The 24,901-nt window shown below is 56.5% G+C and carries 15 protein-coding genes, 2 tRNA genes and 1 riboswitch; of the genes, 12 read left to right on the top strand and 5 right to left on the bottom strand.

Going from position 1 to position 24,901, the window contains the following annotated elements:
- Positions 1-40: 40 nt before the first annotated feature.
- The 3 genes from B5F38_RS02265 (at position 41) to B5F38_RS02255 (ending at position 5,853) form a co-directional block, all read left to right on the top strand.
- Positions 41-2,416: a LamG-like jellyroll fold domain-containing protein gene (locus B5F38_RS02265; RefSeq protein ID WP_087407686.1), complete on the top strand. Its 2,376-nt coding sequence runs from the start codon at positions 41-43 to the stop codon at positions 2,414-2,416.
- A gap of 226 nt (positions 2,417-2,642) precedes the next feature.
- A riboswitch (cobalamin riboswitch) is annotated at positions 2,643-2,839 on the top strand.
- A 257-nt stretch (positions 2,840-3,096) separates the two neighbouring features.
- Positions 3,097-4,554: a DUF5074 domain-containing protein gene (locus B5F38_RS02260; RefSeq protein WP_087407685.1), complete on the top strand. Its 1,458-nt coding sequence runs from the start codon at positions 3,097-3,099 to the stop codon at positions 4,552-4,554.
- Between the two features lie 24 nt (positions 4,555-4,578).
- Entirely contained in the window at positions 4,579-5,853 is a 1,275-nt protein-coding gene (locus B5F38_RS02255; protein WP_087407684.1) for a DUF5074 domain-containing protein, read from the top strand.
- Positions 5,854-6,208: 355 nt separating this feature from the next.
- Here the strand turns inward: B5F38_RS02255 and B5F38_RS02250 are convergent.
- The 4 genes from B5F38_RS02250 to B5F38_RS02235 form a co-directional block, all read right to left on the bottom strand.
- Positions 6,209-6,285 (bottom strand) — tRNA-His (locus B5F38_RS02250).
- A 38-nt stretch (positions 6,286-6,323) separates the two neighbouring features.
- Positions 6,324-6,400, bottom strand: a tRNA-Asp gene (locus tag B5F38_RS02245).
- 318 nt (positions 6,401-6,718) lie between these two features.
- Entirely contained in the window at positions 6,719-9,001 is a 2,283-nt protein-coding gene (locus tag B5F38_RS02240; protein ID WP_087407683.1) for a T9SS type A sorting domain-containing protein, read from the bottom strand.
- Positions 9,002-9,382: 381 nt separating this feature from the next.
- A complete protein-coding gene (locus B5F38_RS02235; protein WP_087407682.1) occupies positions 9,383-10,273 on the bottom strand; it encodes an AraC family transcriptional regulator in 891 nt (296 codons plus the stop codon).
- Between the two features lie 153 nt (positions 10,274-10,426).
- Here B5F38_RS02235 and B5F38_RS02230 point away from each other — a divergent pair, with 153 nt between their 5' ends.
- Together B5F38_RS02230 and B5F38_RS02225 are read left to right on the top strand one after the other, a co-directional pair.
- The gene (locus B5F38_RS02230) at positions 10,427-12,334 is read left to right on the top strand and encodes a CocE/NonD family hydrolase (protein WP_087407681.1); all 1,908 of its coding nucleotides are present in this window, start codon (positions 10,427-10,429) and stop codon (positions 12,332-12,334) included.
- A 248-nt stretch (positions 12,335-12,582) separates the two neighbouring features.
- Positions 12,583-14,511, top strand: coding sequence for an NAD(+) synthase (locus tag B5F38_RS02225; RefSeq protein ID WP_087407680.1), 1,929 nt, complete (start codon positions 12,583-12,585; stop codon positions 14,509-14,511).
- A 53-nt stretch (positions 14,512-14,564) separates the two neighbouring features.
- Here B5F38_RS02225 and B5F38_RS02220 read toward each other — a convergent pair whose 3' ends face one another.
- A complete protein-coding gene (locus B5F38_RS02220; RefSeq protein WP_087407679.1) occupies positions 14,565-19,247 on the bottom strand; it encodes a translocation/assembly module TamB domain-containing protein in 4,683 nt (1,560 codons plus the stop codon).
- Positions 19,248-19,417: 170 nt separating this feature from the next.
- Between B5F38_RS02220 and tsaD the strand changes: the two genes are divergently transcribed.
- The 7 genes from tsaD to rimO all read left to right on the top strand — a co-directional run bounded on the left by tsaD (position 19,418) and on the right by rimO (position 24,898).
- Positions 19,418-20,437 carry a tRNA (adenosine(37)-N6)-threonylcarbamoyltransferase complex transferase subunit TsaD gene (gene tsaD, locus B5F38_RS02215; protein ID WP_087407678.1) on the top strand — a complete coding sequence of 340 codons (1,020 nt, stop codon included), beginning with the start codon at positions 19,418-19,420 and terminating at the stop codon, positions 20,435-20,437.
- Positions 20,438-20,448: 11 nt separating this feature from the next.
- Positions 20,449-21,690 (top strand): competence/damage-inducible protein A, encoded by a 1,242-nt coding sequence (locus tag B5F38_RS02210; RefSeq protein WP_087407677.1) that lies wholly within the window; start codon positions 20,449-20,451, stop codon positions 21,688-21,690.
- A gap of 121 nt (positions 21,691-21,811) precedes the next feature.
- The gene (rpmB, locus tag B5F38_RS02205) at positions 21,812-22,066 is read left to right on the top strand and encodes a 50S ribosomal protein L28 (RefSeq protein WP_087407676.1); all 255 of its coding nucleotides are present in this window, start codon (positions 21,812-21,814) and stop codon (positions 22,064-22,066) included.
- Between the two features lie 3 nt (positions 22,067-22,069).
- Positions 22,070-22,258 (top strand): 50S ribosomal protein L33, encoded by a 189-nt coding sequence (gene rpmG / locus B5F38_RS02200; protein WP_008861764.1) that lies wholly within the window; start codon positions 22,070-22,072, stop codon positions 22,256-22,258.
- Between the two features lie 14 nt (positions 22,259-22,272).
- Entirely contained in the window at positions 22,273-22,425 is a 153-nt protein-coding gene (locus B5F38_RS02195; protein ID WP_087407675.1) for a DUF4295 domain-containing protein, read from the top strand.
- A gap of 131 nt (positions 22,426-22,556) precedes the next feature.
- Positions 22,557-23,510, top strand: a complete 954-nt coding sequence (ftsY, locus tag B5F38_RS02190; RefSeq protein WP_087407674.1) for a signal recognition particle-docking protein FtsY — start codon at positions 22,557-22,559, stop codon at positions 23,508-23,510.
- A gap of 77 nt (positions 23,511-23,587) precedes the next feature.
- Positions 23,588-24,898: a 30S ribosomal protein S12 methylthiotransferase RimO gene (gene rimO, locus B5F38_RS02185; RefSeq protein ID WP_087407673.1), complete on the top strand. Its 1,311-nt coding sequence runs from the start codon at positions 23,588-23,590 to the stop codon at positions 24,896-24,898.
- Positions 24,899-24,901 lie beyond the last annotated feature (3 nt).

Genomic DNA, 24,901 nt, shown 5'->3' with positions numbered 1-24,901 from the left:
CTGTGTCGTATCCAGCCAAACCTCAAAAGAATTTGTATCAATGAATCGGATTAAATCATTTTCAGTTATTGCCGCCATGGCGTCGGCGTTGTCGTTAAATGCCGAACTGGTTGCCCATTTTCCTATGAATGTCGATTCCGGGCAGATCGAGGAGCGTATCAGTGGCGACCGCTTTACGGTCGAGGGAAATTTCGCCCCCGAGAATGTCGACGGAGCCGTAGGTGCCGCCTTAAGGTTCGACGGCTATACCTCGCGGGTAGATGCCCGTCTGGACAATATCCTGGCTGCCGATGCCACGCAAATGACCGTCTCGGTATGGGTGGCCCTCCCGTGCTATCCCATTATCCAAATCGATACCGATACGTCGGAGAAGACCCCCATCGTCACCTGTCTCGACCGGGACAGCAAGACGGGCTTCGGTTTCTACCTCGGCTTTAACGGCAAGTACAGTTTCGAGACCTACATCGGCGGTTGGCCGGTAAGTATCGAGGCGAGCACGCCGCTCCCCACGTATAGCTGGAACAACCTGGTGGCCGTAATCGACTGCGACAACCGGTCGATCAAGCTCTACAACAACGGGGTGGAGGTAGGCTCGAGCCGGGCCAACGGTTCTGTCTCGTTTGCCGCCGGTTCGTTTTACATGGGGCAGGGCTCCGAGTCCCGCCTGTCGGGCCCCTTCGAGCTGATGTCGTTCAACGGACTGATTGACGATATTTCGATTTGGAACGAGGCCAAGTCGCTGGACGAGATACAGACCTGGCAACCCGAGCATGAGCCCGACCTCGATATACCGGCCTCGCGCTTTGCCGACGATTTGCTGCGTCCGCGTTTCCACGGTATGCCTGCCGCCGGGTGGACCAACGAATGCCACGGCATGTATTATGCCGACGGCCGCTACCACCTCTTCTTCCAGAAGAATGCCGACGGCCCCTACATGGCCCGCTTGCATTGGGGACATATCTCGAGCGAAAACCTCTACGACTGGCGGGAGGAGAAGATTGCCCTGGCTCCCGGCGACGCCTACGACATCAAGGGCTGCTGGAGCGGCTGTCTCTTTGCCGACGATGAGGTGACGGGCGGAGAGCCCAACATCCTCTATACGGCCGTAGACTATGCCAAGGCCACGATTGCGCAGGCCACGCCTGTCGCCGACAACCTGAACGAGTGGAGCAAGTTGCCCGGCAACCCCATTATCGGTGGTCGCCCCAGCGGACTCTCCGACGATTTCCGCGACCCCTATTTCTTCCGCAACGGCGACAACGCCTACATCATTGTGGGCTCTTCGAAGAATGGGGTAGGCACAACCACTCTGCATCGCTACAACCCGCTCACCGGCATGTGGAGCAACGACGGCGACCTCTTCTTCACGGGCTCGTCGGCTGCCGAAGCCGGTACCTTCTGGGAGATGCCCAACATCACCCCGATGCCCGACGGCCGATGGCTGTTCACCGTCACGCCGCTCAACACATCGCAAGGTGTTCACACCCTGTACTGGACGGGCTCGATTGCCGCCGATGGAAAGTTTGTGCCCGATGCCGATTCTTCGCAACCGCGTCTGGTCGAGCTGAACTCCCGCGACGGCTTCGGTCTCTTGTCGCCCACCATCTATCGGCACAACGACAAGGTGATTGCCCTGGGCATTGTCCCCGACAAGTTGTCGTCGGTCTCCAACTGGAACCTGGGTTGGGCTCACTGCTATTCGTTGCCTCGCGAGTGGTCTATTGCTGAGGACGGCTCGCTGTCGCAGAAACCTTATGAGGGGTTGACCGGGTTACGCACCACGACCACCTTTACCCGCACGGGGTTCGACCTGAACGGTACTCTCGACCTCTCGCCTGTGAGCGGACGCTCGGTCGAGATATGCGGCACATTCGAGGTGGGTGCCTCCGACTTCGGTTTCCACATCTTCAAGAGCGGCAGTGCCGAGGCCGTTGTTTCGTACACTCCGGCAACGGGTGAACTCGTGGCCGACTTCAGCGCCCTGCCTCGGTTGACCAACGACGCCGGCGTATACGACGGTGTCTATCGTTGCATCTTGCCCGAGCGTCCGGCCGTGGGGAGTGAGCTGAAGATAAATATCTTTATCGACCACTCCATCCTCGACATCTTCGTGAACGACAAGTGGGCTACCTCCATCCGTGTCTTCCCCACCGGAGCCGATGCCAACGGCATCGAAGCCTTTGCCTCGGCCACGACCCGGGTAAAGGAGCTGAATGCCTGGATACTCGAGGGGCAATCGGCGAGTTCGGGCATCGAGTCTGTGGTCTCCGACCGTGTGGATTCGGGAAGTGCCCGTGTCGATGTCTTCAATTTGCAAGGCATGAAGGTGCGGGCCAACGTACCTCGGGAGGTTGCTGCCGAGAATCTGCCGAACGGTTTCTACATTATCGGCGGCCAGAAGGTTCTGGTAAGATAAGTTTGGCAGTATAGAAAAAAATGGAGCCGGTGTAGGAGAGAACCGGCAAAACTTCTTCAGAGAAACTCATGAGCGCATACAGCCGCATCTCGGCTATATGCGCTCATGCTTTTTTTGTGGGGGGGAGTGTGTTGTCAAGACCGCTGAGGATAAAGACTATAAGCTGCACCATATACAATCTGTTTGAAGTAGGAAGCAAAAAGTTATCTTTCTCCAGAAAAAAATACTAATTTTGCAGCCGATTGGTTCCAAAAGGTCCGCCGGGCCTCGAGGATTAAAAGGGAATCGGGTGAAAATCCCGGACAGTCCCGCTGCTGTGAAGCTCCGCCAACCGCTCGAATTCTATACGCCACTGATTGCAATATCGGGAAGGCCTCGAGTGGGGAGTCAGTCAGAAGACCTGCCGTCAGTTTTTGTTTTTAATCGAGCCCGTGGACAGGACGGTTAAATGTACGACGTAAATGCTATATACTTTTTTCAGGCTTTTCGAGCCATTCATAACCCGTGTCGGGGTGCTGTGTAAACCTGTTGGGGCATCTGCCCGGGAACAGGCAGGCACGACGCGTTGCCGTCTTGACAATATGGCAACGGCCGGGCTTGCCGTCTCTTCTCCGGCCCGGGACCTTGTTTTGCAAATTTTCAATAACCTGTTAAATAATAGATTTTTATCCAAAAGTAGAATGATGAAAGTAAGAAAGATGTGGGGCGTGCTGCTGGTAGCGGTAGCTCTGATTATGGGCAGTTGCTCGAAAGAGAGTGAAGAACCGATGCCCGACCCGAAGTTTGAGTGGACAACGGCTGTTGCAACCGATGTGCCGGTGTTTGTGGTTCCCGATACCCAAGTAGAGATTGCCTATGCGGCAGAGCATGTGCAGTCGGTCAAGACCGAATCGCTGCCCGCCGGGTGGAGTGCAACGGTCGACCAGGATGCCCGGAAAATCGAAATCTCGGCCACGGCCGATGCCGAAACAAAAGCTACGCTCACCGTCACGGTAGCGGGCGCAGGCGGGAAGAACCTTTCGCAAAAGGTGGAGCTGTATTGTCTGAATGCCTTTGACGACCCGGCCGGGGTCTTTGTGCTCAACGAGGGGAACATGACTACCGAGAACGGCTCGCTCACCTGGATTTCGCCCGAGGGGTATGTGGTGGCCGATGCCTACAAGACAGTCAACGGTACCGAGCTGGGCAACGTGGCACAAGACATGGCATTCTGTAACGGCAAGGTCTATATCATCTCGCAGAACGGCAACAAGAACCCCAACGGCACGGTGTTCGAAAACGACGGCATGCTGGTGGTGGCCGATGCTCACACCTTGAAGCGTACGGCCGCCTACACGACCGACGACCTGCAGGGACTCGACTGGCCCACGCATATCGCCGTGCTCGACGAGCAGCATCTCTATATCCGCGACAACGCCGGTATCTACCGTTTCGACCCCACGGCCAAGTCGCTGACCTTCGTGACCGGTTCGGACGGTGCGCCGAAGAGCCGCTTCGTGACGATGGGAGGCAAGGCCTACACCTTCAAGTCGGGCTATTTGAGCAAGATTCTCGAGCTCTCGACCGAGAGCGATGCCGTGACGTCGATTTCGTTCCCGTACAGCATCCCCTGCATGATCAACCGTGTGCTGGGCATTCAGGGCGCCGACGACGGCCGGATGTGGGTGATGACCTCTACCTCGACGACCGTAGGCTCGGGACAGATTGCCATCGGCAAGTTCAACCTGTCGGACCGCTCGATGATTCAGCGCCGCATAGGCGTTGAACCGGCCGTGGGTTCGTCGGGCGAGGCCTTCGCCGCCTATGGCAACAACCTCTACTATGCCGATGGGGTGACGGTCTACTGTCTGCCTTTCGACGAGAGCGAAGATCTCAAGGCCGACTCGGGTCTCGAGGCCGAGCAATGGATGGTCGACCTCTCTGCTCTGGACAAGAACGCCGGCATCCGTTACAACGGACTGGGCGTGCACCCCAAGTCGGGACGTGTCTACATCAATACCCTCAAGTCGTATGCCCTCTTTGGGCAGAACCAGATCTGGGGATTCGACTTTGCCACCAGCACCGAGGCTCCGGCCGTCAAATACGAAAACTATACCCACTTCCCCGCCGGCTTCTATTTCCCGGCCGGTCGTCAGTAATCTGTAAGAAATATGTTTTGCGCAATGAATAACAGATGGATTGCAGCCCTCGTGCTGACGGGGGCCATGGTTGCGGCGGGCGGTTGCTCGTCCGACCCCGAACTTGTAGGTAACGGTGGTAATACGGGCGGTGGCGGCACTAATCCGCCCACGGCTCTCGGCGGATATGCTTCGCCCGACGGAGTGTTGATTCTCAACCAGGGAGCCCCGCGTCTGGAGAACGGCTCGGTCACCTGGATTTCGCCCGAGGGGCAGGTCGAGCAGAATGTCTACCGTACCGTCAACGGTTCGGCCTGCGGCAATACGTCGCAAGATCTCTACCTCTATGGAAACAAGATTTACATCATGAGCAACAATACCGAGGTGCCCGATTTGGGAAACAGCGAGCCGGGCGACGGGACTATCGTCATTGTCGATGCCGAGACCTTCCGCCGCGATAAGGTATTCCATTTCAAGGACCTGAAGTTTCATAAACCCGAGGGCTCGCTCGAGGTGGTCGACTCGTTGCCGCTGGTCACGCCGCTCGAGAATCTGGCCGTTATCGACGAGCATAACCTCTTTCTGGCCGACGGACAGGGCATGTTCCGCCTCGATACCGAGACCGGCGAGTTGACTCTCGTGGAGGGTGGATACCACTTCGGCAACCAGGGGAATACAATCGAGACCGTTGTGGGCACACGCGGCATGACCGTCATCGGCGATCACCTCTATTGTTCCGGCGGGGGATTCTGGACCAATACCCAGCTCTTCGAGTTCACGAAAGACAGCAACAAGTTGACCCGTTCGCTCGACCTTTCGGGCGAATTTATCAGCGGTATCTGTCGCACGGGCGACCACGAAATCGTGGTGGCTACCTGCGGTCGCTCGGGCAGCCTGAAAAGTTATCTCACCTTTGTCGACACCGAGACCATGAGCGTCATACTCGAGAAACCCATCAGTGCCGACATCTCGGCCGAGTTTATGAACTCGTCGGGCGTGACGCTGGCCGGCGACTACCTCTACTTTGCCGCCGGCACCTTGACGGTGAGCCGCATCTCGCTCAAGACGTGGAAAATCGAGGAGTATATCCAGGTGAAAAACGATGCTCCGCAAGCCGAGTATCTGACCTGCAACGTTGTAGCCGACCCGAACAAGAATCTGCTCTATGTATCGGTATCGAACGACCTGAACGAGGCCCGGATTTCCGACGGGAATATCCTCGTCTACGATTGCAGCGGCGATGAGCCGAAGCTGGTGATGAATCTCGAAAACAAGGGCAGTTATCCGGTGAACATCTATCCGATGTCGAAGTTCTATTGAGCCATCTGTCCGAGATAAAGAGATAAGGTTTATCTAATTGTAGAGTCTGTAAACAGGCCGTTCTCAGAATTTTTGAGGGCGGCCTGTTTTGGTGTTAATCCCTGCTGCGTTCTGACTTTGCGAATCCCACGTTTTTTTACGCCTATTCTCCAAAAGTCCTTTTTTTCAGAATCGTTAAACTGTGTGGTTATCCCCACCGATTTTCTACTGCTCCTAAAATTTATGCTTAATCTTATGAATCCCTCAGGTTTTTACGTTGATCCACGTTGATCCCCCTTATCCCTCTACTGCCCCGGTTTTACAAAGGAGTGGGTAAAACAAAAGGAGCGAGAACAAAAAGTTCTCGCTCCTTTTGTGGGGTGCTAGATGGGACTCGAACCCACGACCCTCGGAACCACAATCCGATGCTCTAACCAACTGAGCTACAGGCACCATGTTCTGTTTTCGTAAAGGAGTCATCCTCGCTTTACTGGCGGTGCGGACGGGACTCGAACCCGCGACCCCATGCGTGACAGGCATGTATTCTAACCAGCTGAACTACCGCACCATTTTGGTTTTGCGACGGCAAAGATAGGGCATTTTTTCTTTCTACACAACATATCGGGCAAGAATTTTTTCAAAAAAAATCGAGTGCCGTTTTATCTTTCAAGGAAACAAATAGTTACCTGTTTGTTGGCCTGGCTGTTTTTTTTGAAAAACTTTTTGCGGGGGTACCTGCGGGGAGGGTAGGGATGGTTGTGATGCTCGTCGAGCCCTTTTAAAAGAGCGGCCCCGGCGTGGAACTGGTCGCGCGCCGGGGCCGGATAGGGTTATCGGGAGCGATACCGGGCTCCTTGGGGGGAGCCGCAGTATCTCCTTTTACACTTTAGCGGAGTACAATCTTGTGGGTCGTTTTACCGGCTGTTGTCGTTACCTGGAGGATATAGACACCCCGGGGCAATTCGGGGGTCTGTATCGTTTCGCCTTCGGCCGCAAATTGGCCTGTCAGTACACCCGCAATCGAATAGAGAGCCGCGTGTTGCAGCCCTTCGGCCTGGATGTGGAGGCGTTGTCCCGTCTGGGCGATGGTGACGGGCTGGCTGTGGGTATCGTCGATACCCGAGGCCGACTTGACGAGAACCGACAGGGGGATATACTTGTCGGCTGCACCACGCGAGGCGAGCTTCACATAGGCTTCGTGCACGCCCAGATTGTTGCTGTTGAACGATACGGTGAACGAGCCGCCCGTAGTGGGGAGCGATTGGGTCGAGAGCTTGAATTTGCTCGGGTTGGCTCCGCCGAGCGACAGCTTGATGGGCTCGGTCAGATTCTTGGTGGAGACGGTGATTTTCCCGCTCACCTGGTCTTTGCCCTGAGCCGCTATCATCGACACGTGGGTCGAGTCGCTGGTCATCTCGGGCAGGTCGGTACGGCCCCAGCCAATATCGTCGATGTAGTAGGTCACGGCGTTTTCATTGCCCCAGCGGCCGGTATATTTGAAGGCCATGAAGAAGACGTCGCTGATGTTCTGTCCCTCCAGATTGACATGGAGCTCGTTCCATTCGCCGTTTTGGTCGGGCGATGCGGGTATGCCTACCTCCAGCGGTTGGAAGAATACGGGCGTGTTGGGTATCGTGTCGATGTAGTAGAGCTCGAGTTTGGTGGGGCAGTTCTCAAAGATGTTTTCGCCCATGACGCGGAAGGTAAAGGTCTTCCCGGCCGTCTTGTAGCTCAGCGGCGGGGTTACAATCCACATCTCTACCTGGTCGTCGCTTTGTTCCTGATATACGTAGCCCGAGGCCTTGGCCATCTTCTCGCCGTCGAGTTCGTATCCCCACCAGGGGCGGTTCCCTTTGCGGGTTACATTCTGCCACCCTTCGAGTTTCAGGTTTTCGTTCTTGACGGCGTTGTCGAAGGTTTCGAACAGTTGTTCGCGCGGGTTGCTCATGTTCCAGTTGAAATTCTTTACGAGAGGCTCTTCGACCGGTGTGTCGCCTGCGGTAGCCGTACCGTTGAGGTCGACAACAAGCTCTTTACCTTCGAGGGTGGTAAAGTGAATCTTCGAGTGGAACTTACCGGCCTGTTTGGGGGCGAAGGTAAAGACTACGGTGTTGGGAATGTTCTTGACAAAGAGGGTGCTCGATATGCTGAAGGCAGCCCCTTCGATGTGTTCGATCGAGGCACGCACATAGTCGATGCAGTTCTGGCTCTTGAGGGTAGCCGTTACGGTGCTCTTCTCGTCGACCTTGGCGGTGAAGGCCGGGATGGTGGCGGGGTCGAGCGAAATCGAGGGCGGATTGTTGGGGTCGATGCAATAGCCCTTCAGTTGGAAGGTCTGCGTGAGCTCGTAGTGACCGGCGCTCTCGATGGTGACCGTGGCCGTGTGGCGGCCGATAACGGTGGGGTTGTAGGTAAAGACTACGGCTTTTGAGGGCTCGGTAATCGATTGTACCGAGGCGCTGAAGTATTTGGCATCCTTACCCGTGAAGGAGATGGTCACCGGCTTGTCGAGGTTGGCCTGGGTAATGGTGACGGTGGGATAGTCGATCGACTTGTTGAGTTGGGTCGACAGCTCGGTAAAGGTGGTGGGCGATACCGTCAGGGTAGGTTCGGTGGGGACGGGGGTGCTGCCTTCGGTCTTCTGGAAGCTGAAGTCGTCGAACAGTACCGAGGCATTCTTGGCCACCATTACGTTGAAGTAAAAGCGGGTAGCCCCTTCGGGGAAGGTTGTTTCGACCGTCTTTTCGGTCCAGGTATCGGCGGTGAAGAAGTCGGTTTTCAGCTTGTCGCTGTCGTGATCGAGCTCACCGTCGCGCGGGGACTCCCAATAGCAGTTCAGCTTAACGTCGCTGCCGCTTTGCGAGGTCAGCACTTTGTATTTGATACGCAGGCGGTAGGTTGCTCCAGCCTCGAAGTTGCCGGCAATCTCTTGGCTCAAATAGCTTTCGTCTCGCGTGGCTTTGGTGACTTTCAGTGCCTGTTCACCCTCGACCTTGTCGGTGGTTTCGACATCCAGGGTAATTCCTGTGGCACTCCATTCGTCGAAGGTGGTTCCAAAGAGGAAGTCGGAAGAGGAGTCTTCGAATCCCGGGTTGGATAACATCTCGTCGGCTGCAAAAGCGCTGGTAGCCAGCAGCCACAGGGAAAGGAGTAATAGTAATTTTTTCATATAAAAAAGTGAGTTAAAGGTAGGGAAGAGCCCGACGTCAAGGCCCCTCCATACGGTTAGAAATTAGAATATGGATGATTTTTATCGGATGGTATGTGTTGAGGTGAAACCGTTGTTTTTTACGGAATACATATCCCCTTGTGTCGAGTAGATTTTTTGCATAAAAAGCGGGTTATACGATTAACTATTCTATATATCTTTTCTCTTGGGGGGATAAATATAGAATACACTTTTACGAAAAACATAAAAGCATATATTCTTTTTATTGTTTTTTAACGGTCTGGTTTAACCTATTTTTAGCAATGTGAAAAAGATTTTCAGAAGGGGCTTCCGCTGTGACATGCTTTGTTAAGTTTCTGTAAAATAGATTGTTGTTTGTGCCTATGATTTTACGCTTCGGTTTCGGTATCGCAGAGGCGACAGTCCGGCATTGGTCTTAAAGAACTTGCCGAAGGCCGATTGGTCCGAAAAATTCAGTTCATCGGCAATGGCTTGTATGGTGCGGTCGGTGTGTCGCAGCAGGCGGCACGCCTCAGCATAGAGCAGCCCGTTGATAAAGTAGCCGGCCGTCTTGTGGGTGGTCTGGCGAATGATGCGCGAGAGGTAAGAGGGCGATATGGAGAGGCTGCGGGCGTAAAAGTCGATGGTGTGCTCGCGCTTGTAGTGGCGGGTGAGCAGCGTGATGAATTGCTGGAACAGCCGCTCGGGGTGGGAGAGTGGAGTAGCCGCATCGGTCCGATGGGCAATCCGCTCGAGCACTTGCAGCATCACGACGTGCAGCAGGTGTTGCAGCCTGTTACCCTGGTAGGGCCCCGGTGTAACGATGTGGCGGGCGAGCTGCCGCAGGTCGTCGGCCAGATTTTGAGCCAGATGGTCGGGCAGGTGAAGGATGGGCGACTGAGCTTGGAAAAAGAAGAGCGAGTATTGCTGGTAGGCCGGGTCGGTAGTCAGTTGCCGTTCGAAGAGGGTGCGCTCGCACAGCAGATGCAGGGCCACGAAGTCGGGGCTCTGCCGGGTGAGCGATACCAGCAGGCTGGGCCAGAAGAGCAGCATGTCGTCCTTGCCCACGGTGTAGTCGCGATAGTTCAGCGAGAAGGTGGCCGACCCCTGCCGAATCAACACTACCGAAAAGATGTCGGCAAATACCGGCGGTATGGTGTCGATGTTTACCAAATGGCTGTTCATCTCGAAGCAGGCCAGGCTGTTTTCGTATACCTCTTTTACCTGGTGGTATTCTGTAAGTTCGCTCAGTCGTATGATTTTTTCGGTCATGGCTCAGGGTGGTAAGATTGATGCGGCTAAAGATAGGAAATGTTCAGTATTTAACCAATTTCGGCTCTTGATTTAACAATGGCAACCGAGAAAGATTGACGAAATTTGCCTCACAAAAGAGCGAAATGTTTAACCGATAAAAAGGATTACGATATGACCAGGCAATGGATGTATACAGGCGCTTTGGCGCTGATGGCCCTTTGCACGCAGTGCGGTGTGCCGGCCCGTCAGGAGGTTACGCTGCACGATGCCCAGGGGCGAGAGATGAAAGTTCCTCTTCGCAAGGCTTTACCGGTAGATGCACCGCGGGTGCGCTATCCGGGGTTCAATCCCGATACTCTGATTTTGAAGGCCGGCAGTGTGCGCCGCGAAGGTGCCATGCCGCTGCCGTGCGATATTTTGCTCGAGCGCGATGTGCCCATCCGGCTGCGCGACGGCGTGACCATCTATGCCGATGTGTTCCGCCCCGTGGGCGACGAGGCTTGCCCCGCCCTGTTGGCGTGGAGTCCCTATGGCAAGGAGATAGGTGGGCAGATGCTCGACGATGTGCCCATGCGTTCGGGGGTGCCCTTGTCGGCCACCTCGGGGTTGGAGAAGTTCGAAGGTCCCGACCCGGCCTATTGGGTGGCTCATGGCTATGCCATTGTCAACCCCGACAAACGGGGTGCCTACATGTCGGAGGGCAATCTGCTCTACTGGGGGCACGAGGATGCTCTTGACGGGTGCGATGTGATTGACTGGATAGCTTCGCAAAAGTGGAGCAACGGCAAGGTGGGCATGACGGGTAACTCGTGGCTCACCGTATCGCAATGGTTCATTGCAGCCGAGCGTCCCGAGCATCTGGCTGCCATCGCTCCCTGGGAGGGATTCTGCGACCACTACCGCGAGTCGGGTACGCGGGGTGGCATACCGGCTCCCGAGTTTCCCGAGATGATTGCCGAGACCTTTGCCTCGGCCCACGGCATGCTCGAGGACCAGCCCCGCATGATTGTCGAGCGCCCCTTCATGTGCGACTATTGGGAAGACAAGGCGGCCCGGGTCGAGAATATCGAGATTCCGGCCTATGTCGTGGCCAGCTATACCAACTCGGTGCACACACACGGCTCCTTTGCCGGGTTCCGCCGCATGGCTTCGAAAGAGAAGTGGCTGCGGGTGCACAACACCAGCGAGTGGTTCGACTATTACACGCCCGAGAATGTGGAGGATCTGCGCCGCTTCTTCGACCACTACCTGAAGGGTATCGACAACGGTTGGGAGCAGACACCGCGGGTACGCCTGTCGGTGTTGAATCCCGGGGGTACCGACATCGTGGGCCGTGCCGAGGAGGATTTCCCGCTGGCCCGTACCCAGTACCACAAACTCTATCTGTCGGCTGCCGACAGTGCCCTGCTCACCTCGTTGCCTGCCGACCAGGCCGTGAGTGAATATCAGTCGGACAGTGCCCGCCACGAGGTGACCTACCGCTATCGCATGGAGCGGCCTACCGAGATTACCGGCTACATGAAGCTGCACCTGTGGGTATCGGCCCCCGACCACGACGACATGGACCTGGCCGTGCGGGTAGAGAAACTCTCGCGCGACGGCCAGCCGCTCCCCGACCGCACGGGCAACCTCATTGCCGCCACGGGCTTGATGCGGGTGTCGATGCGCCAGTTGGACGAGGCTCGCTCGACCGAGGCCGAACCTTATTACACCTTTACCACCGAACAGAAACTGAAACCGGGCGAGATTGTTCCCGTCGAGATTGAGATATGGCCCATGGGGCTCTACTTCGACGAGGGCGAAATACTGCAACTCACCGTGGGGGCCTATCAGCCGGCCAATGCGGCTATTCCCTTCGGCTCGGCTTCGATTTCGGTTCCGCGCGACGGGTTCACCTATATGCCGGGGCAGCCGGTCGAGATGATGACCGTCGGGGGCAACGCCACCCAGTGTGCCGACCCGGCCGAGGTGGTTGTTTCGCCGGCCACGCACAATGCCGGGCGTCATCGCATTTACACCGGTGGCGAGTACGATAGCTACCTCTATGTACCCGTGATACCGGATAATACCATGAAGTAACCAAGCGTGACGGCGGTGCTTTGCCATCGGGATGGCAGCCTGTTTCGCGGGCTGCATCCGCACCGCCGGCGCTTTTTCGAAAAACTTTCTCATATCATCGAAAAGGGGGAATGTCTCAGTTGCATGGGATGTTTCCCTTTTTTTTGTCGACCGGGGCGAGTTGTAAAAAAAGGATGGCGGAATATGCGGGCCGGGAGTTTTGAATCCCGGTTAATTTGTTTACATTTGTCGATATTAACCGTGAAGATATGGGACAAAATTTCGGATTCGTAAAAGTGGCGGCGGCTGTGCCCGGAGTGGAGGTGGCCGATTGCCCGCATAATGTCAAGGAGATAGAAAAACAGATAGCCGAGGCCGAGGGGCTGGGGGTGCAGATTGTCGTTTTTCCCGAGCTGTCGGTGACGGCCTATACCTGTGCCGACCTCTTCGGCCACACCCTGCTGCTCGAGCAGGCACAGCGAGCCCTGGCCGGGTTGCTCGAGGCGACCGCCCGTACCTCGTTGCTGTGTGTGGTAGGCATGCCGGTGGCGTGGGGCAACAGCCTGTACAACTGCGCCGTGGCCTTTCAGCAGGGGCGCATCCTGGGAGTGGTTCCCAAAAGCTATCTGCCCAACTATAAGGAGTTTTACGAGGAGCGTTGGTTCGCTTCGGGCCTGACGGTCACGGGCGAGACTGTGGAGCTGTGTGGCAGCCGGGTACCCTTCGGGGTCGACCTGCTCTTCGAGAGTGCGGGTGCCGTGGTGGGTATCGAGTTGTGCGAAGACCTGTGGGTGCCTATTCCGCCCAGCTCGCATCTGGCCCGGCAGGGGGCCGATATTATTCTCAATCTGTCGGCTACCAACGAACTCATCGGGAAGCACCACTATCTGCTCTCGCTGTTGCAGCAGCAGTCGGCCCGCTGTCTGGCGGGATATGTTTATGCCTCGGCCGGGTTTGGCGAGTCGTCTACCGATCTGGTCTTTGCCGGCAACGGCATCGTGCTGGAGAACGGCTCGATATTGGCGCAGACCGAGCGTTTTGTACAGTCGCCCCGTCTGGCGGTGAGCGAAATCGACGTGGAGCGGCTGCGCACCGAGCGTAGGGTCAAGACCTCGTTTGCCCAGGGCACGGAGTCGATGGAGCGTCCCGTGCGTCGCATCCCCTTCGCATTGGCCGATGTGCCGTTGCGGTTGACCCGACGGGTGTCGCCGCGTCCCTTTGTCCCCTCCGACTCGGCCACGCTGCACGACCGTTGCGAGGAGATTCTCTCCATTCAAGCTGCAGGTCTGGCCAAGCGGCTCATTCACACGCGGGCACAGAGTGCGGTGATAGGTATCTCGGGCGGACTCGATTCGACGTTGGCCTTGCTGGTGGCCGTGAAAGCGCTCGACCGGCTGGGCGAGCCCCGGCAAAAAATCATCGGGGTGACCATGCCGGGCTTCGGCACGACGGGCCGCACCTATCGCAATGCCGTAGCGCTGATGCAGGCCCTGGGGATTACGATTCGCGAAATCTCGATTCGCGAGGCGTGCGAGCTGCACTTCCGCGACATCGGGCACGATGCGACGGTGCAGGATGTCACTTACGAAAACTCTCAGGCGCGCGAGCGCACCCAGATATTGATGGATATTGCCAACCAGACGGGAGGTCTCGTGATAGGTACCGGCGACCTGTCGGAGCTGGCTCTCGGTTGGGCCACCTACAACGGCGACCACATGTCGATGTATGGCGTGTCGACCAGCATTCCCAAGACACTGGTCAAGTATCTGGTGCACTGGGTGGCCGAGAACGAATTGACGGGCGAGGCCCGCGATACGCTGCTCGATATTGTGAACACGCCTATCAGTCCCGAGTTGATTCCGGCCGACGAAAACGGCGAAATCAAGCAGAAGACCGAGGACTTGGTGGGTCCCTACGACCTGCACGACTTCTTCCTCTTCAACATGCTGCGCTATGGATTCTCGCCGGCCAAGCTCTACTGTCTGGCCCGGTATGCCTTCGATGGCGAGTTCGACGACGCGACAATCAAGAAGTGGCTGAAGGTCTTTTGTCGTCGCTTCTTCAACCAGCAGTTCAAACGCTCCTGCCTGCCCGACGGGCCCAAGGTGGGGTCGGTGAGCCTGTCGCCGCGGGGCGACTGGCGCATGCCCAGCGACGCGTCGAGCGCGATGTGGCTGCGCGAGTGCGACGAGCTGTAATTCCTGTACAATATATATAATAAGATAACGGGCGAGCCGGGAGAGGAGTAGAGCTATTTCTCTTTCGGCTCGTCGGGTTTGAGGGCCGGTTGTCGTGAGACAACCCGGGTAGAGTCGGCCGGCAGGGTCGGTGTCTCGGGTCGGACGGTACGAGTCGAATCGGCCGGAGTTTCGGGCTGAGTGCTCGGCGGGGTGGTGCGGACAGAGTCGACAGCCGCCTCGGGCCGGGGGCTCCGCTTGAAGAGGTCGCTCCAGAGGCTGAAGTCGTGACGCAGCATGATGCCCACGCCCTGGGTGGTGAGGGCCGACTTGATGTAGTAGTTCTGGTCGTTGTAGTGGTTGTAGGCCTTGAGCCGTATGGTGCCGCTCTTGTTGAGCAGATACTCCAGGTCGAAGTCGCCGATGAAGGTATTGTTGTTCATCGTGTTGTCGCGGTAACCGAAGTTTCCGTTGAAAATCAACCGGTTGTTGAGCAGTTGGCTCGAGAGGGCCAGGTCTACCTCCATGTCGGAGAAGTCGCCCTTTTCGCTGCGGAAGTTTGGCGAGATGTTCCAGTTGTCGCTCAACTGTCCCAGGATGTTGCCCAGTTGCGACGAGAGGGTCGACGAGGCTACCGACACCAGCTCGTTGTTCCGGCTCTGCCCCATGTTCATGAAGTCGGGGGTATAGAACCGGTTCAGGGCCAGCAGGTAGATAATCTGGCGGTTCATCATGTCGTTGGTGCTGATGATGCTGCGCACCCGGCGGTCCATATCCTGCGTGAGGGTGGGGAAGGCGATGTCGAAGCTGAGGTCGGGACGCCGCACGTCGCCCGATACATTCAGTATCGTCTGCACCGGTACGGTGGTTCGGGTCAGCTCCTTGTCGTTGGCGAAGTTCTCGTCGAGGTCGAGCAGGTTGGCCGTGAGCGAATAGATGGCCGATATGTCGAGGTTGGTCGCCATGGGGTCGCCGTGGAAGGATACGCGGCTCCCCTCCTTGATGGAGAAGTCGCGGGTGATGATGTCCTGCAGGCTGAAGTTGTAGCTACCCTTCTCGAGTACATAAGAGCCGTAGAGCTTGAAGTCGTCGTTTACCGAATTGTATTCCAGTAAGATACTGCCCCGGCCGGTCGCCTTGATCATGTCGCCGGTCGATTTGTCCATCACCAGATTCATTTTGGCCTGGTTGGTCGCTTCGATTTGCAGGTTGAGGGCCAGGATGCTGTTCTCTTGTGCCTGGTTGCTCTCCATCATGCGGGCATTGTTGAGGATAGCCGTGCTGTCGACCTGGCTCTCATCGGCCTCGGCCATCGAGCGAGCCGAGTTGGTGAAGGTGATGAAGTCGTATTCGCCGGCCGCTTCGGAGCCCGACAAGACGAAGGTGAAGTTCGACTGGTCGCCGGTAGCCATGTTCACGTCGATGCGGTTGTAGCCCGGTTCGCCCTTGATGAGGGCCGATCCCGTGCCGTAGATGGTACCGTAGTAGGTGGGGCTTTGTCGTTCGGTCATGTCGTAGGACAGGAAGTCGCGGGCATCGGTGATGGCGATGTCGTAGGCGAGGTCTTTGAAATTGTGGTGCGAGAGCCAGCCCGACCCCTTGGCCGTGTGTCGCAGCTTGTCATAGACGGTGACATTGTCGAACCAGATGCGGGTGGGCGAGAAGTGAATGCTGTCGGTGAGTGTGTAGCGGGTGTTGAGGTAGCCGATGCCGAAGTTGAAGTTTTCGACATAGGCGTCGCCCGTCACGTTCAGCGCCTTGAAGTGGCCGTAGAAGTCGATGTGCCCGCTGGCTACACCCGAAACGTCGGTCATCACCGTTTCGACGAAAGGTTGCAGAAAGGCGATGTTGAGCCGGTCGGGGTCGAACGAGAGGGCGAGCGAGTCGCGCGTGGGGAAGATGTAGCCGTCGATATAGGTCTGTTTCTCCTCCGGGTTCTCGACAAACCCTTTCATCAGGATGCCCTGGTTGTCGTTGTCCCACATGCTGAAGAGGTGCAGGTCGCCGAACACGGCTCCGTTGTAGGCAAAATTCCTGACGTCAAACTGCTCGGTGCTGAGCCGGGGCGCCGGTGTGAAGAGGTGCGAGGCTACCAGATTGCCGGTGGCGTTGCCTCCGAACGACACGTGCTTGATGTTGAGCGTGCCGAATATGTAGTCGAGGTCTACGTCGTTGAGCTGTATGTTCAACAGGTCGTTCTCCTGGTCCGAGGCCACCCCGTCGATGAGAATGTATTGGGGGGCATGCGAAATTTCGAAATTGTGCACCTCGACCCGCTTGTCGGCTACGGTGAGGTCGGCCGGTTTCATCTGCCAGATGGTATCGTTGAAGATGAGCGTCGAGGGGTTGATGTGGGTGTGCATCAGCAGCGCCCCCTCGTCGGCGGTGCGCGAGAAGGCGGTCGAGGTGTTCAGTTCGCCGTAGAAGGTCGACTGGGTGTCGTTGTTCCAGTTGAGCACCACGTCGAGGTTGTCGTGGTGAGCCTTGCTGCGCAGGCTCCAGATGGTGCGCACCTGCTTCTTGTTGTAGGTGCTGGTCTCGACGGAGAGATACATGTCGGCGGTATCTTTACGGGCCGAGATGTAGGCATCTTCGATGTGCTGCTTCTTGTACCACAGGTGTGGAATCTGTCCTGTGACAGTAGCCGTATTCCGAGAGCTGTTCAGCTCGCCCTCGAGGGTGGCCCGGTCGGTGAAGGTGACGGGCAGTGCGAATATCTGCGACATGTGCAGGGTGGGCTCGATGGTGAATCGGAACTTGAAGTTGTTGAGCGGAGCCGGCTCTTCGGCTTTCTTCTTTTTCGTGTTTTTGCGACGGGAGTGCGGTTTCGGCTCTTCGGGTTGGGGCGTCAGCGAGGGGAGTGTCTGGGCGACGAGTCTCTGCAACGACTCCTTCAGGGTAGAGAAGCGGTATTGCCCCTCGATCCAGCCGTTCAGGTAGTCCGAGGTAATGGCGATGCTCTGTGGTGTGTGGCGGTTGTGTGCCTCGAGGCTGAAGCGGTTGAGGGTGAAGCGGTCGTTGGGTGTAGTGAAGGTGAGGCTGTCGATTGTGACTGCTCCCTCGGCGTTGTCGAGGCTGTTGCCGGTAAATTGGGCGGTGACGTTGAATCCCAGTTTGGACCCTTCGAAGCTGGGCATCAACCGCAATTCGGCTACGTGTATGTCGCGGGCCTGGAGGGTGAGGTCGAACTCCGACTCCTGCTGTTTCAGCACGGCCAGACCTTTGACCTCGACGTGGCCGTTAGTGTCGTCGATGCGGGCAACTCCGTTGTAGCGGTTGTCGCCGAACTCACCGTTGAGGGCGATGTTTTCGTAGGGGTAGCCCTTATATTCGAAGTAGTTGACCGTTCCCACTACTTTGCCGGTGGGGGCCTGGTGGCGAGTCTTTCGGCTGTCGAGCTCGACCTTGAAGACAATCTCGCCATAGGGGTTCCCCTCGGCAAACAGTCCGTTGAGGTTGAACTTCTGCGACTCGACGAGGCCGGCATAGTGCATCGTTCCGGCCTGGCCGTTTTGCTTGGCCGAGAGGTCGGAGTGGATGGTGCCCAGGTCGGTCGTGAGGGTACCGCAGGCCGTCAGGTCACGGCCCCGGTTGGCGATGTCGCCGCTGAAGTGCACGTTACCCAGGCGGGCTATGGTGTGGCGTTGCTGGTCGGTAAGTGAGGGGATTTTCTGGAGAATATCGGCCAGCCCCTCGGCCGAGGCATGTAGCGTGATGGGGTCGCACACGATGCTGCGCTGCCGGGCATCGGCTATCTGCTTGACGGCAATCTGGCTGTGGGCGGTGATGCTGCCGTGGCCAAAGTCGAAATCGAAGGCGTGCACGTAGAAGTCGTTGGGGGTACCCGACAGGTGGAGCGACAGGTCGACCGAGGTCTCTATCTCGTCGAGCAGGGGTGCGAACGGGGCCAGGTCGCCGAGGGCGATGCGGGCCTGGGGTATCTGCAGCGAGAGTCGGGTCTCGTCGAGAATCTTCCGGGTCGACAGCGTGTCGGGCAGGGTGGCCACTATGGGTTTTATCTCGATGTGGCTGCTGGGAAGCTGCACCTTGAAATCGCTCAGCGTAGCTTGCCGGCGGTTACCCTCGAGCTTGAATTGCAGGCGGTTGAGCGAAAAGCCCGACCGCTCGTCGAACGAGAGCCGCTTGATCGAGACATTCACCGAGTCGTTGGTGAGCGACTTGATCGAGAGTTTCGACAAGAGGTTTTTCACCCCGATGTGGTTCGGGTCGAACCGTCCCGGCTCGGCCGGTGGGGCCGACAGCAGGTCGTAGCGTATCTTGCCCCGGCGGATGATGGCGTTGTTTATTTTGAACTTGATTTTCTCCTTGGGCTTGTCCGATTTGCTTTTGAAGGCGTCGATGACAAACTGCAGGTTGGTGACCGTATCGGGGCGGGCCTGCGAGATGCGGGCATCGAGTCCGAACAGCTGGATGTTGGTGAAAATAAGTTCTTTGTTGAATACGAGGTCGCCGAGGGCGATGCCTGCCGAGAGCTTGTTGGCATAAACGAGCGTATCGCCCTGCTGGTCGGGCAGGTATACCCCGAAGAGTTCGAGCTTGTTGAAGGGCGAGAACTGTATGCGGTCAATCTCTACCCGGGTGCCCAGCAGGGCCGACAACTCTTCGATACCTATACGACGCGCCCGGTCCTGGATGCCGGGGACCGACAGCAGGATATAGGAGAGCGTGTATATCGCTATGACAGAAATGATAACGATATGGACAAATAGCCGAAATGCCGAATAGAATTTCCTCATATTTAAAACGATACAAAAATAGTGTATCCTTTTGAAAGTTTCGATAGAATCGGCTCTTTTCTTTCGGCGGTGGTTATGAAAAAAAATGTAAAGGCGAACGCTTTTTGGCTATAAATATGTACTTTTGCAAACCTCGAAAGAGGAACGATAACACAGTTAAACGATACGATATGAGTGTAACAATCTTAGGCATAGAGTCGTCGTGCGACGATACCTCGGCTGCGGTCATCCGCGACGAAGTGATGCTGTCGAATGTAATCGCCAGCCAGGCGGTACACGAAGCCTACGGCGGGGTGGTGCCCGAGCTGGCTTCGCGAGCTCATCAGCAAAATATCATCCCCGTGGTTTCCGAGGCCCTGAAGCGGGCCGGGGTCAAACCCGAAGAGTTGAATGCGGTAGCCTTTACGCGCGGGCCCGGTCTGATGGGTTCGTTGCTGGTGGGTACCTCGTTTGCCAAGGGATTCACCACGGCGCTCAACATTCCGCTGGTCGATGTCAATCACCTGCAGGCCCACGTGATGGCTCACTTCATCAAACGCTCGCCCGACGACGATACGCGGCCTCCGTTCCCCTTTCTGTGTCTGCTCGTCTCGGGTGGAAATTCGCAGATTATAAAGGTAGAGGCCTATAACAAGATGTCGGTTATCGGGCAGACTATCGACGATGCGGCCGGCGAAGCCTTCGACAAATGCGCCAAGGTGATGGGGTTGCCCTATCCCGGCGGACCGGTTGTCGACCGCTTGGCCAAGGAGGGAAATCCCAAGGCATTTGCCTTGAACAAGCCGCATATCCCCGGGCTCGACTACAGTTTCAGCGGGTTGAAGACCTCGTTCCTCTATCTGCTGAGAGACCGCGTGAAGGAGGACCCCGATTTCATTGCCAAGAACCAGTGCGACTTGTGTGCCTCGTTGCAGGCGACCATTGTCGACATACTCATGGACAAGCTCTACAAGGCCGTGAAACAGACGGGCATCAAGCATGTGGCCGTGGCCGGCGGCGTGTCGGCCAACTCGGCGGTGCGCGGTGCCTTTGAGGAGTATGCCCGCCGCTATGGATGGACGGTCTATCTGCCTCCCTTCTCCTTCACGACCGACAATGCCGCCATGGTGGCTATTACAGGATATTACAAGTATCTGGACAAAGAGTTTTGCAGCGTCGAGAAGGCACCCTTTGCCCGGGTCGAGTTATAAATGCAAAACGGATGAATGTCGAGATTATTGTCATCGGCGACGAGCTGCTCATCGGGCAGGTCACCGATACCAACTCGGGGTGGATAGCCCGTGAGTTGAACCATATAGGCTGGGAGGTCACCGAAATCACGACCGTGAGGGACCGGGAGCGCGAGATTACCGACGCGCTCGACAGCTCGTTCGGCCGGGTCGACGTGGTGCTGATGACCGGTGGTCTGGGCCCCACGAAAGACGATATTACCAAGCAGACCCTCTGCCGCTACTTCGGAGGCAAGATGATTTTCGACGAGACCGTTTGTGCCCACGTCGAGGAGATTTTCCGCCGCCGTCACCTGCAGATGAACACCTCGACGCACGACCAGGCCTATGTACCCGACGTCTGCACCGTCATCGAGAACCCCGTGGGCACGGCGCCCGTCATGTGGTTCGAGCGGGAGGGCAAGGTGCTGGTTTCGATGCCGGGTGTCCCCATCGAGATGAAGACGGTGATGCAGGCCTCGGTCATCGACCGGCTGCGTCGCCACTTCGGCGACCATTCGGCCATCCTGCACCGCACCTGTCTGGTGAAGGATTTCACCGAGTCGCGCCTCTCCGAGTCGCTCACCGGGTTTGAGGCACAACTGCCCGCCTGCATCAAGCTGGCCTATTTGCCTACACCGGGTGTCATACGCCTGCGGCTGACGGCTCGCGGCGACGACGAGGCGCAGTTGCAACCCCTGATCGACGGGCAGTTCGACAAGTTGAAGGACCTGCTGGGACCGCACCTCTTTTGTGACAGCGATGCCACGCTGGCCGGAGCGCTGGGGCTGCTGTTGGCCCGCCGGGGCGAAACCCTGGCCACGGCCGAGAGTTGCACGGGCGGCAACATAGCCCACGAGATTACGCGGGTGGCCGGCAGCTCGGTCTATTTCAAGGGCAGTGTGGTGGCCTACGCCAACGAGGTGAAGGAGCATGTGCTGCACGTCTCGCCCCAGACACTCGAACAGTGCGGGGCGGTGAGCCGCGAAACCGTGTTGCAGATGACCGCCGGTGTGCAACGCTTGTTCGCGACCGACTGTGCGGTAGCCACCTCGGGCATAGCCGGCCCCGGTGGAGGTACCCCCGAGAAACCGGTGGGCACCGTGTGGATAGCCGCACGCTATGGCAACCGCGACAAAGTAGACTGTTTCCGCTTCGAGGGAGACCGCGAACAGGTGATTGCACGGGCCACTCAGGCGGCTCTGCTCATGCTGGTGCAGCTGATGACCGAGTAGGTCGGAGAGAAAAAGTTTCCATTTTAATCGGCTAAAAATTTGGAAGCTATTCTTAAAATGCTTTACTTTGCACTCTGTTTGCGAAAGCAGTAAGAAAAAACAAATAAAATTATAGATAGCGATGTCAAAGATTTGTCAAATTACAGGGAAAAAAGCAATGGTTGGCAACAACGTTTCGCACTCGAAAAGAAGAACGAAAAGAAGATTCAGTGTCAACCTCTTTACGAAGAAATTTTATTGGGTAGAACAGGATTGCTGGATTACGCTTACACTGTCGGCTGCCGGTCTTCGTACAATCAATAAAATGGGATTAGACGCAGCTCTCAAACAAGCTGCCGGAAATGGGTATTTAACTGAAGTAAAAATGTTGTATTAAGATATGGCAAAGAAAGCAAAAGGTAATCGCGTTCAAGTAATCCTTGAGTGCACGGAGCACAAGGCTAGTGGTATGCCTGGAACATCGCGTTATATTACCACCAAAAACAGAAAAAATACCACAGAGCGTTTGGAGTTGAAAAAATACAACCCCATCCTGAAGAGAGTTACTGTACACAAAGAAATAAAATAAGGAAGGATTGAACCATGGCAAAGAAAACAGTTGCATCGTTGCAAAAAGGCGAAGGCCGTACTTATTCGAAAGTGATTAAAATGGTGAAATCGCCGAAGACGGGAGCTTACACTTTCCAAGAGGAAATGGTTCCCAACGACTCGGTGAAGGACGTACTGAGTAAGTAAGTCATAATTAGCGCAATATAAAGAAAACTTTCTTATACAAAATGTGTAAGGAAGTTTTTTTTTACCATGATAATTTTATAGCTTTGCATAACGTGCGGCGGGACCCGCACGGATACATTAAATATTCACATATGGGATTTTTTGATTTCTTTTCGAGAGAGAAAAAAGAGACGCTCGACAAAGGTCTCTCCAAAACCAAAGAGGGCGTATTCTCCAAATTGGCCCGTATCGTTGCCGGCAAGTCTCAGGTCGACGATGCCATTCTGGACGACTTGGAAGAGGTGCTCATTACCTCGGACGTGGGCGTAGAGACTACGCTGCGTATCATCGAGCGGATAGAGAAGCGGGTGGCTCGCGACAAATATATCAATACCAACGAGTTGAACCGTATTCTTCGCGAAGAGATCACGGCCCTGCTGACCGAAAACAGCGTGGAAGAGTCGGGCGAGTTTACCGTGCCGGCCGACAAGAAACCCTATGTGATTATGGTCGTAGGCGTGAACGGTGTGGGCAAGACGACCACCATCGGGAAACTGGCCTACCAGTACAAGAAGCGCGGCAACAGTGTCTATCTGGGTGCCGCCGATACCTTCCGGGCCGCTGCCGTAGAGCAGCTGATGATTTGGGGCGAGCGGGTAGGTGTGCCTGTCGTGAAGCAGAAGATGGGGGCCGACCCGGCATCGGTGGCTTTCGATACCCTCAGCTCGGCCAAGGCCAACAACGCCGACGTGGTGATAATCGACACCGCCGGCCGTCTGCACAACAAGCTGAATCTGATGAACGAGCTCACCAAAATCAAGAAGGTGATGGAGAAGATCGTGCCCGGGGCTCCGCACGAGGTGCTGCTGGTGCTCGACGGTTCTACGGGACAGAATGCCTTTGAGCAGGCCAAGCAGTTTACGGCGGCTACCGAGGTGAACGAGCTGGCCATTACCAAACTCGACGGTACGGCCAAGGGCGGCGTGGTCATCGGTATCTCCGACCACTTCAAAATCCCCGTCAAGTACATCGGTCTGGGCGAGGGTATGGAAGACTTGCAGGTATTCCGCCGCAAAGAGTTTGTCGACTCTCTGTTTGGCGATTGATTTTTCAGGAATGTATTTACGGCTGGGGAGTCGGGTGCCGACTCTCGTAGCCGTCTTTTTTTTCATGTAGTGTCAAGATGATAAAGAATAGCGTCGATATTATTACGTTGGGCTGTTCCAAGAATCTGGTCGATTCGGAACGGCTGTTGCATCGTTTCTCCGAAGCCGGTTACAAAGTGCGTCACGACCCCGAGAAGGTTTCGAGCGAGTATGTGGTCGTCAATACCTGCGGGTTTATCGGTGACGCCAAGGAAGAGTCTATCGAGATGATTCTGCAGATGGTCGAGGCCAAGAAGGCCCGCAAGATACGCCACCTCTACGTGATGGGTTGCCTCTCGCAACGCTATCGCGAGGAGCTCGAGACCGAGATTCCCGAGGTAGACAAGTTCTACGGGAAGTTCGACTGGGGTAATCTGCTTACCGACCTGGGGGCCCGCAACGACGACGATGATAAGGATTTCGGACGCATCCTTACCACACCCCCGCACTATGCCTATGTGAAGATTGCCGAGGGGTGCAACCGCTTCTGTTCCTACTGCGCGATACCGCTCATCACGGGGCGCTTCGTCTCGTATCCCATGGACGAGCTGCTCGACGAGGTGCGCTCGCTGGTAGCCCGCGGCGTGAAGGAGTTCCAGATTATTGCACAGGACCTCTCGTCCTACGGGCTCGACCTCTATGGCGAGCAGAAGTTGGCCGAGCTCATCGACCGCATGGCTCAGATTCCGGGTGTGAAGTGGATACGCCTGCACTACGCCTATCCCTCGCAATTCCCCTACGACATCCTGCCGGTGATGCGTCGCCATGCCAACGTGTGCAACTACCTCGACATCGCCTTGCAGCACATCAGCGACCACATCCTCACCGATATGCGCCGCCACGTGACCAAGCAGGAGACCTACGATTTGTTGAAACGCATACGGGCCGAGGTGCCCGGTATCCATATACGCACCACCCTCATGGTGGGCTATCCCGGCGAGACCGACGAGGATTTCGAGGAGCTGAAGCAGTTTGTGCGCGATGCCCGTTTCGAGCGCATGGGGGCCTTTGCCTACTCCGAGGAGGAGGGCACCTATGCCGCCAAACACTTCCCCGACTCGATTCCCGAGGAGGTGAAGCAGGCCCGACTCGACGAGCTGATGGCTCTGCAAGAGGAGATTGCCCTCGAGAGCAACCGCTCGAAGGTGGGGCAGGAGCTTGAGGTGATGGTCGACCGCGAGGAGGAAGACTACTACGTGGGGCGTACCGAATACGACTCGCCCGAGGTAGACCCCGAGGTGCTCATTGCCAAAACCCGCACTTTGCCCGTCGGCGAATTTTGTCGCGTGAAGATTGTCGATGCCATGCCCTATGAACTCATGGCCGAGCCACTGCCGTCGGATCGATAATCG

Origin of the sequence: Barnesiella sp. An22 (genome assembly GCF_002159975.1) — a bacterium.
Classification (GTDB): domain Bacteria; phylum Bacteroidota; class Bacteroidia; order Bacteroidales; family Barnesiellaceae; genus Barnesiella; species Barnesiella merdigallinarum.
The sequence above is the reverse complement of the archived record's forward strand: the minus strand, read 5'-3'. Positions and strand labels throughout refer to the sequence as shown.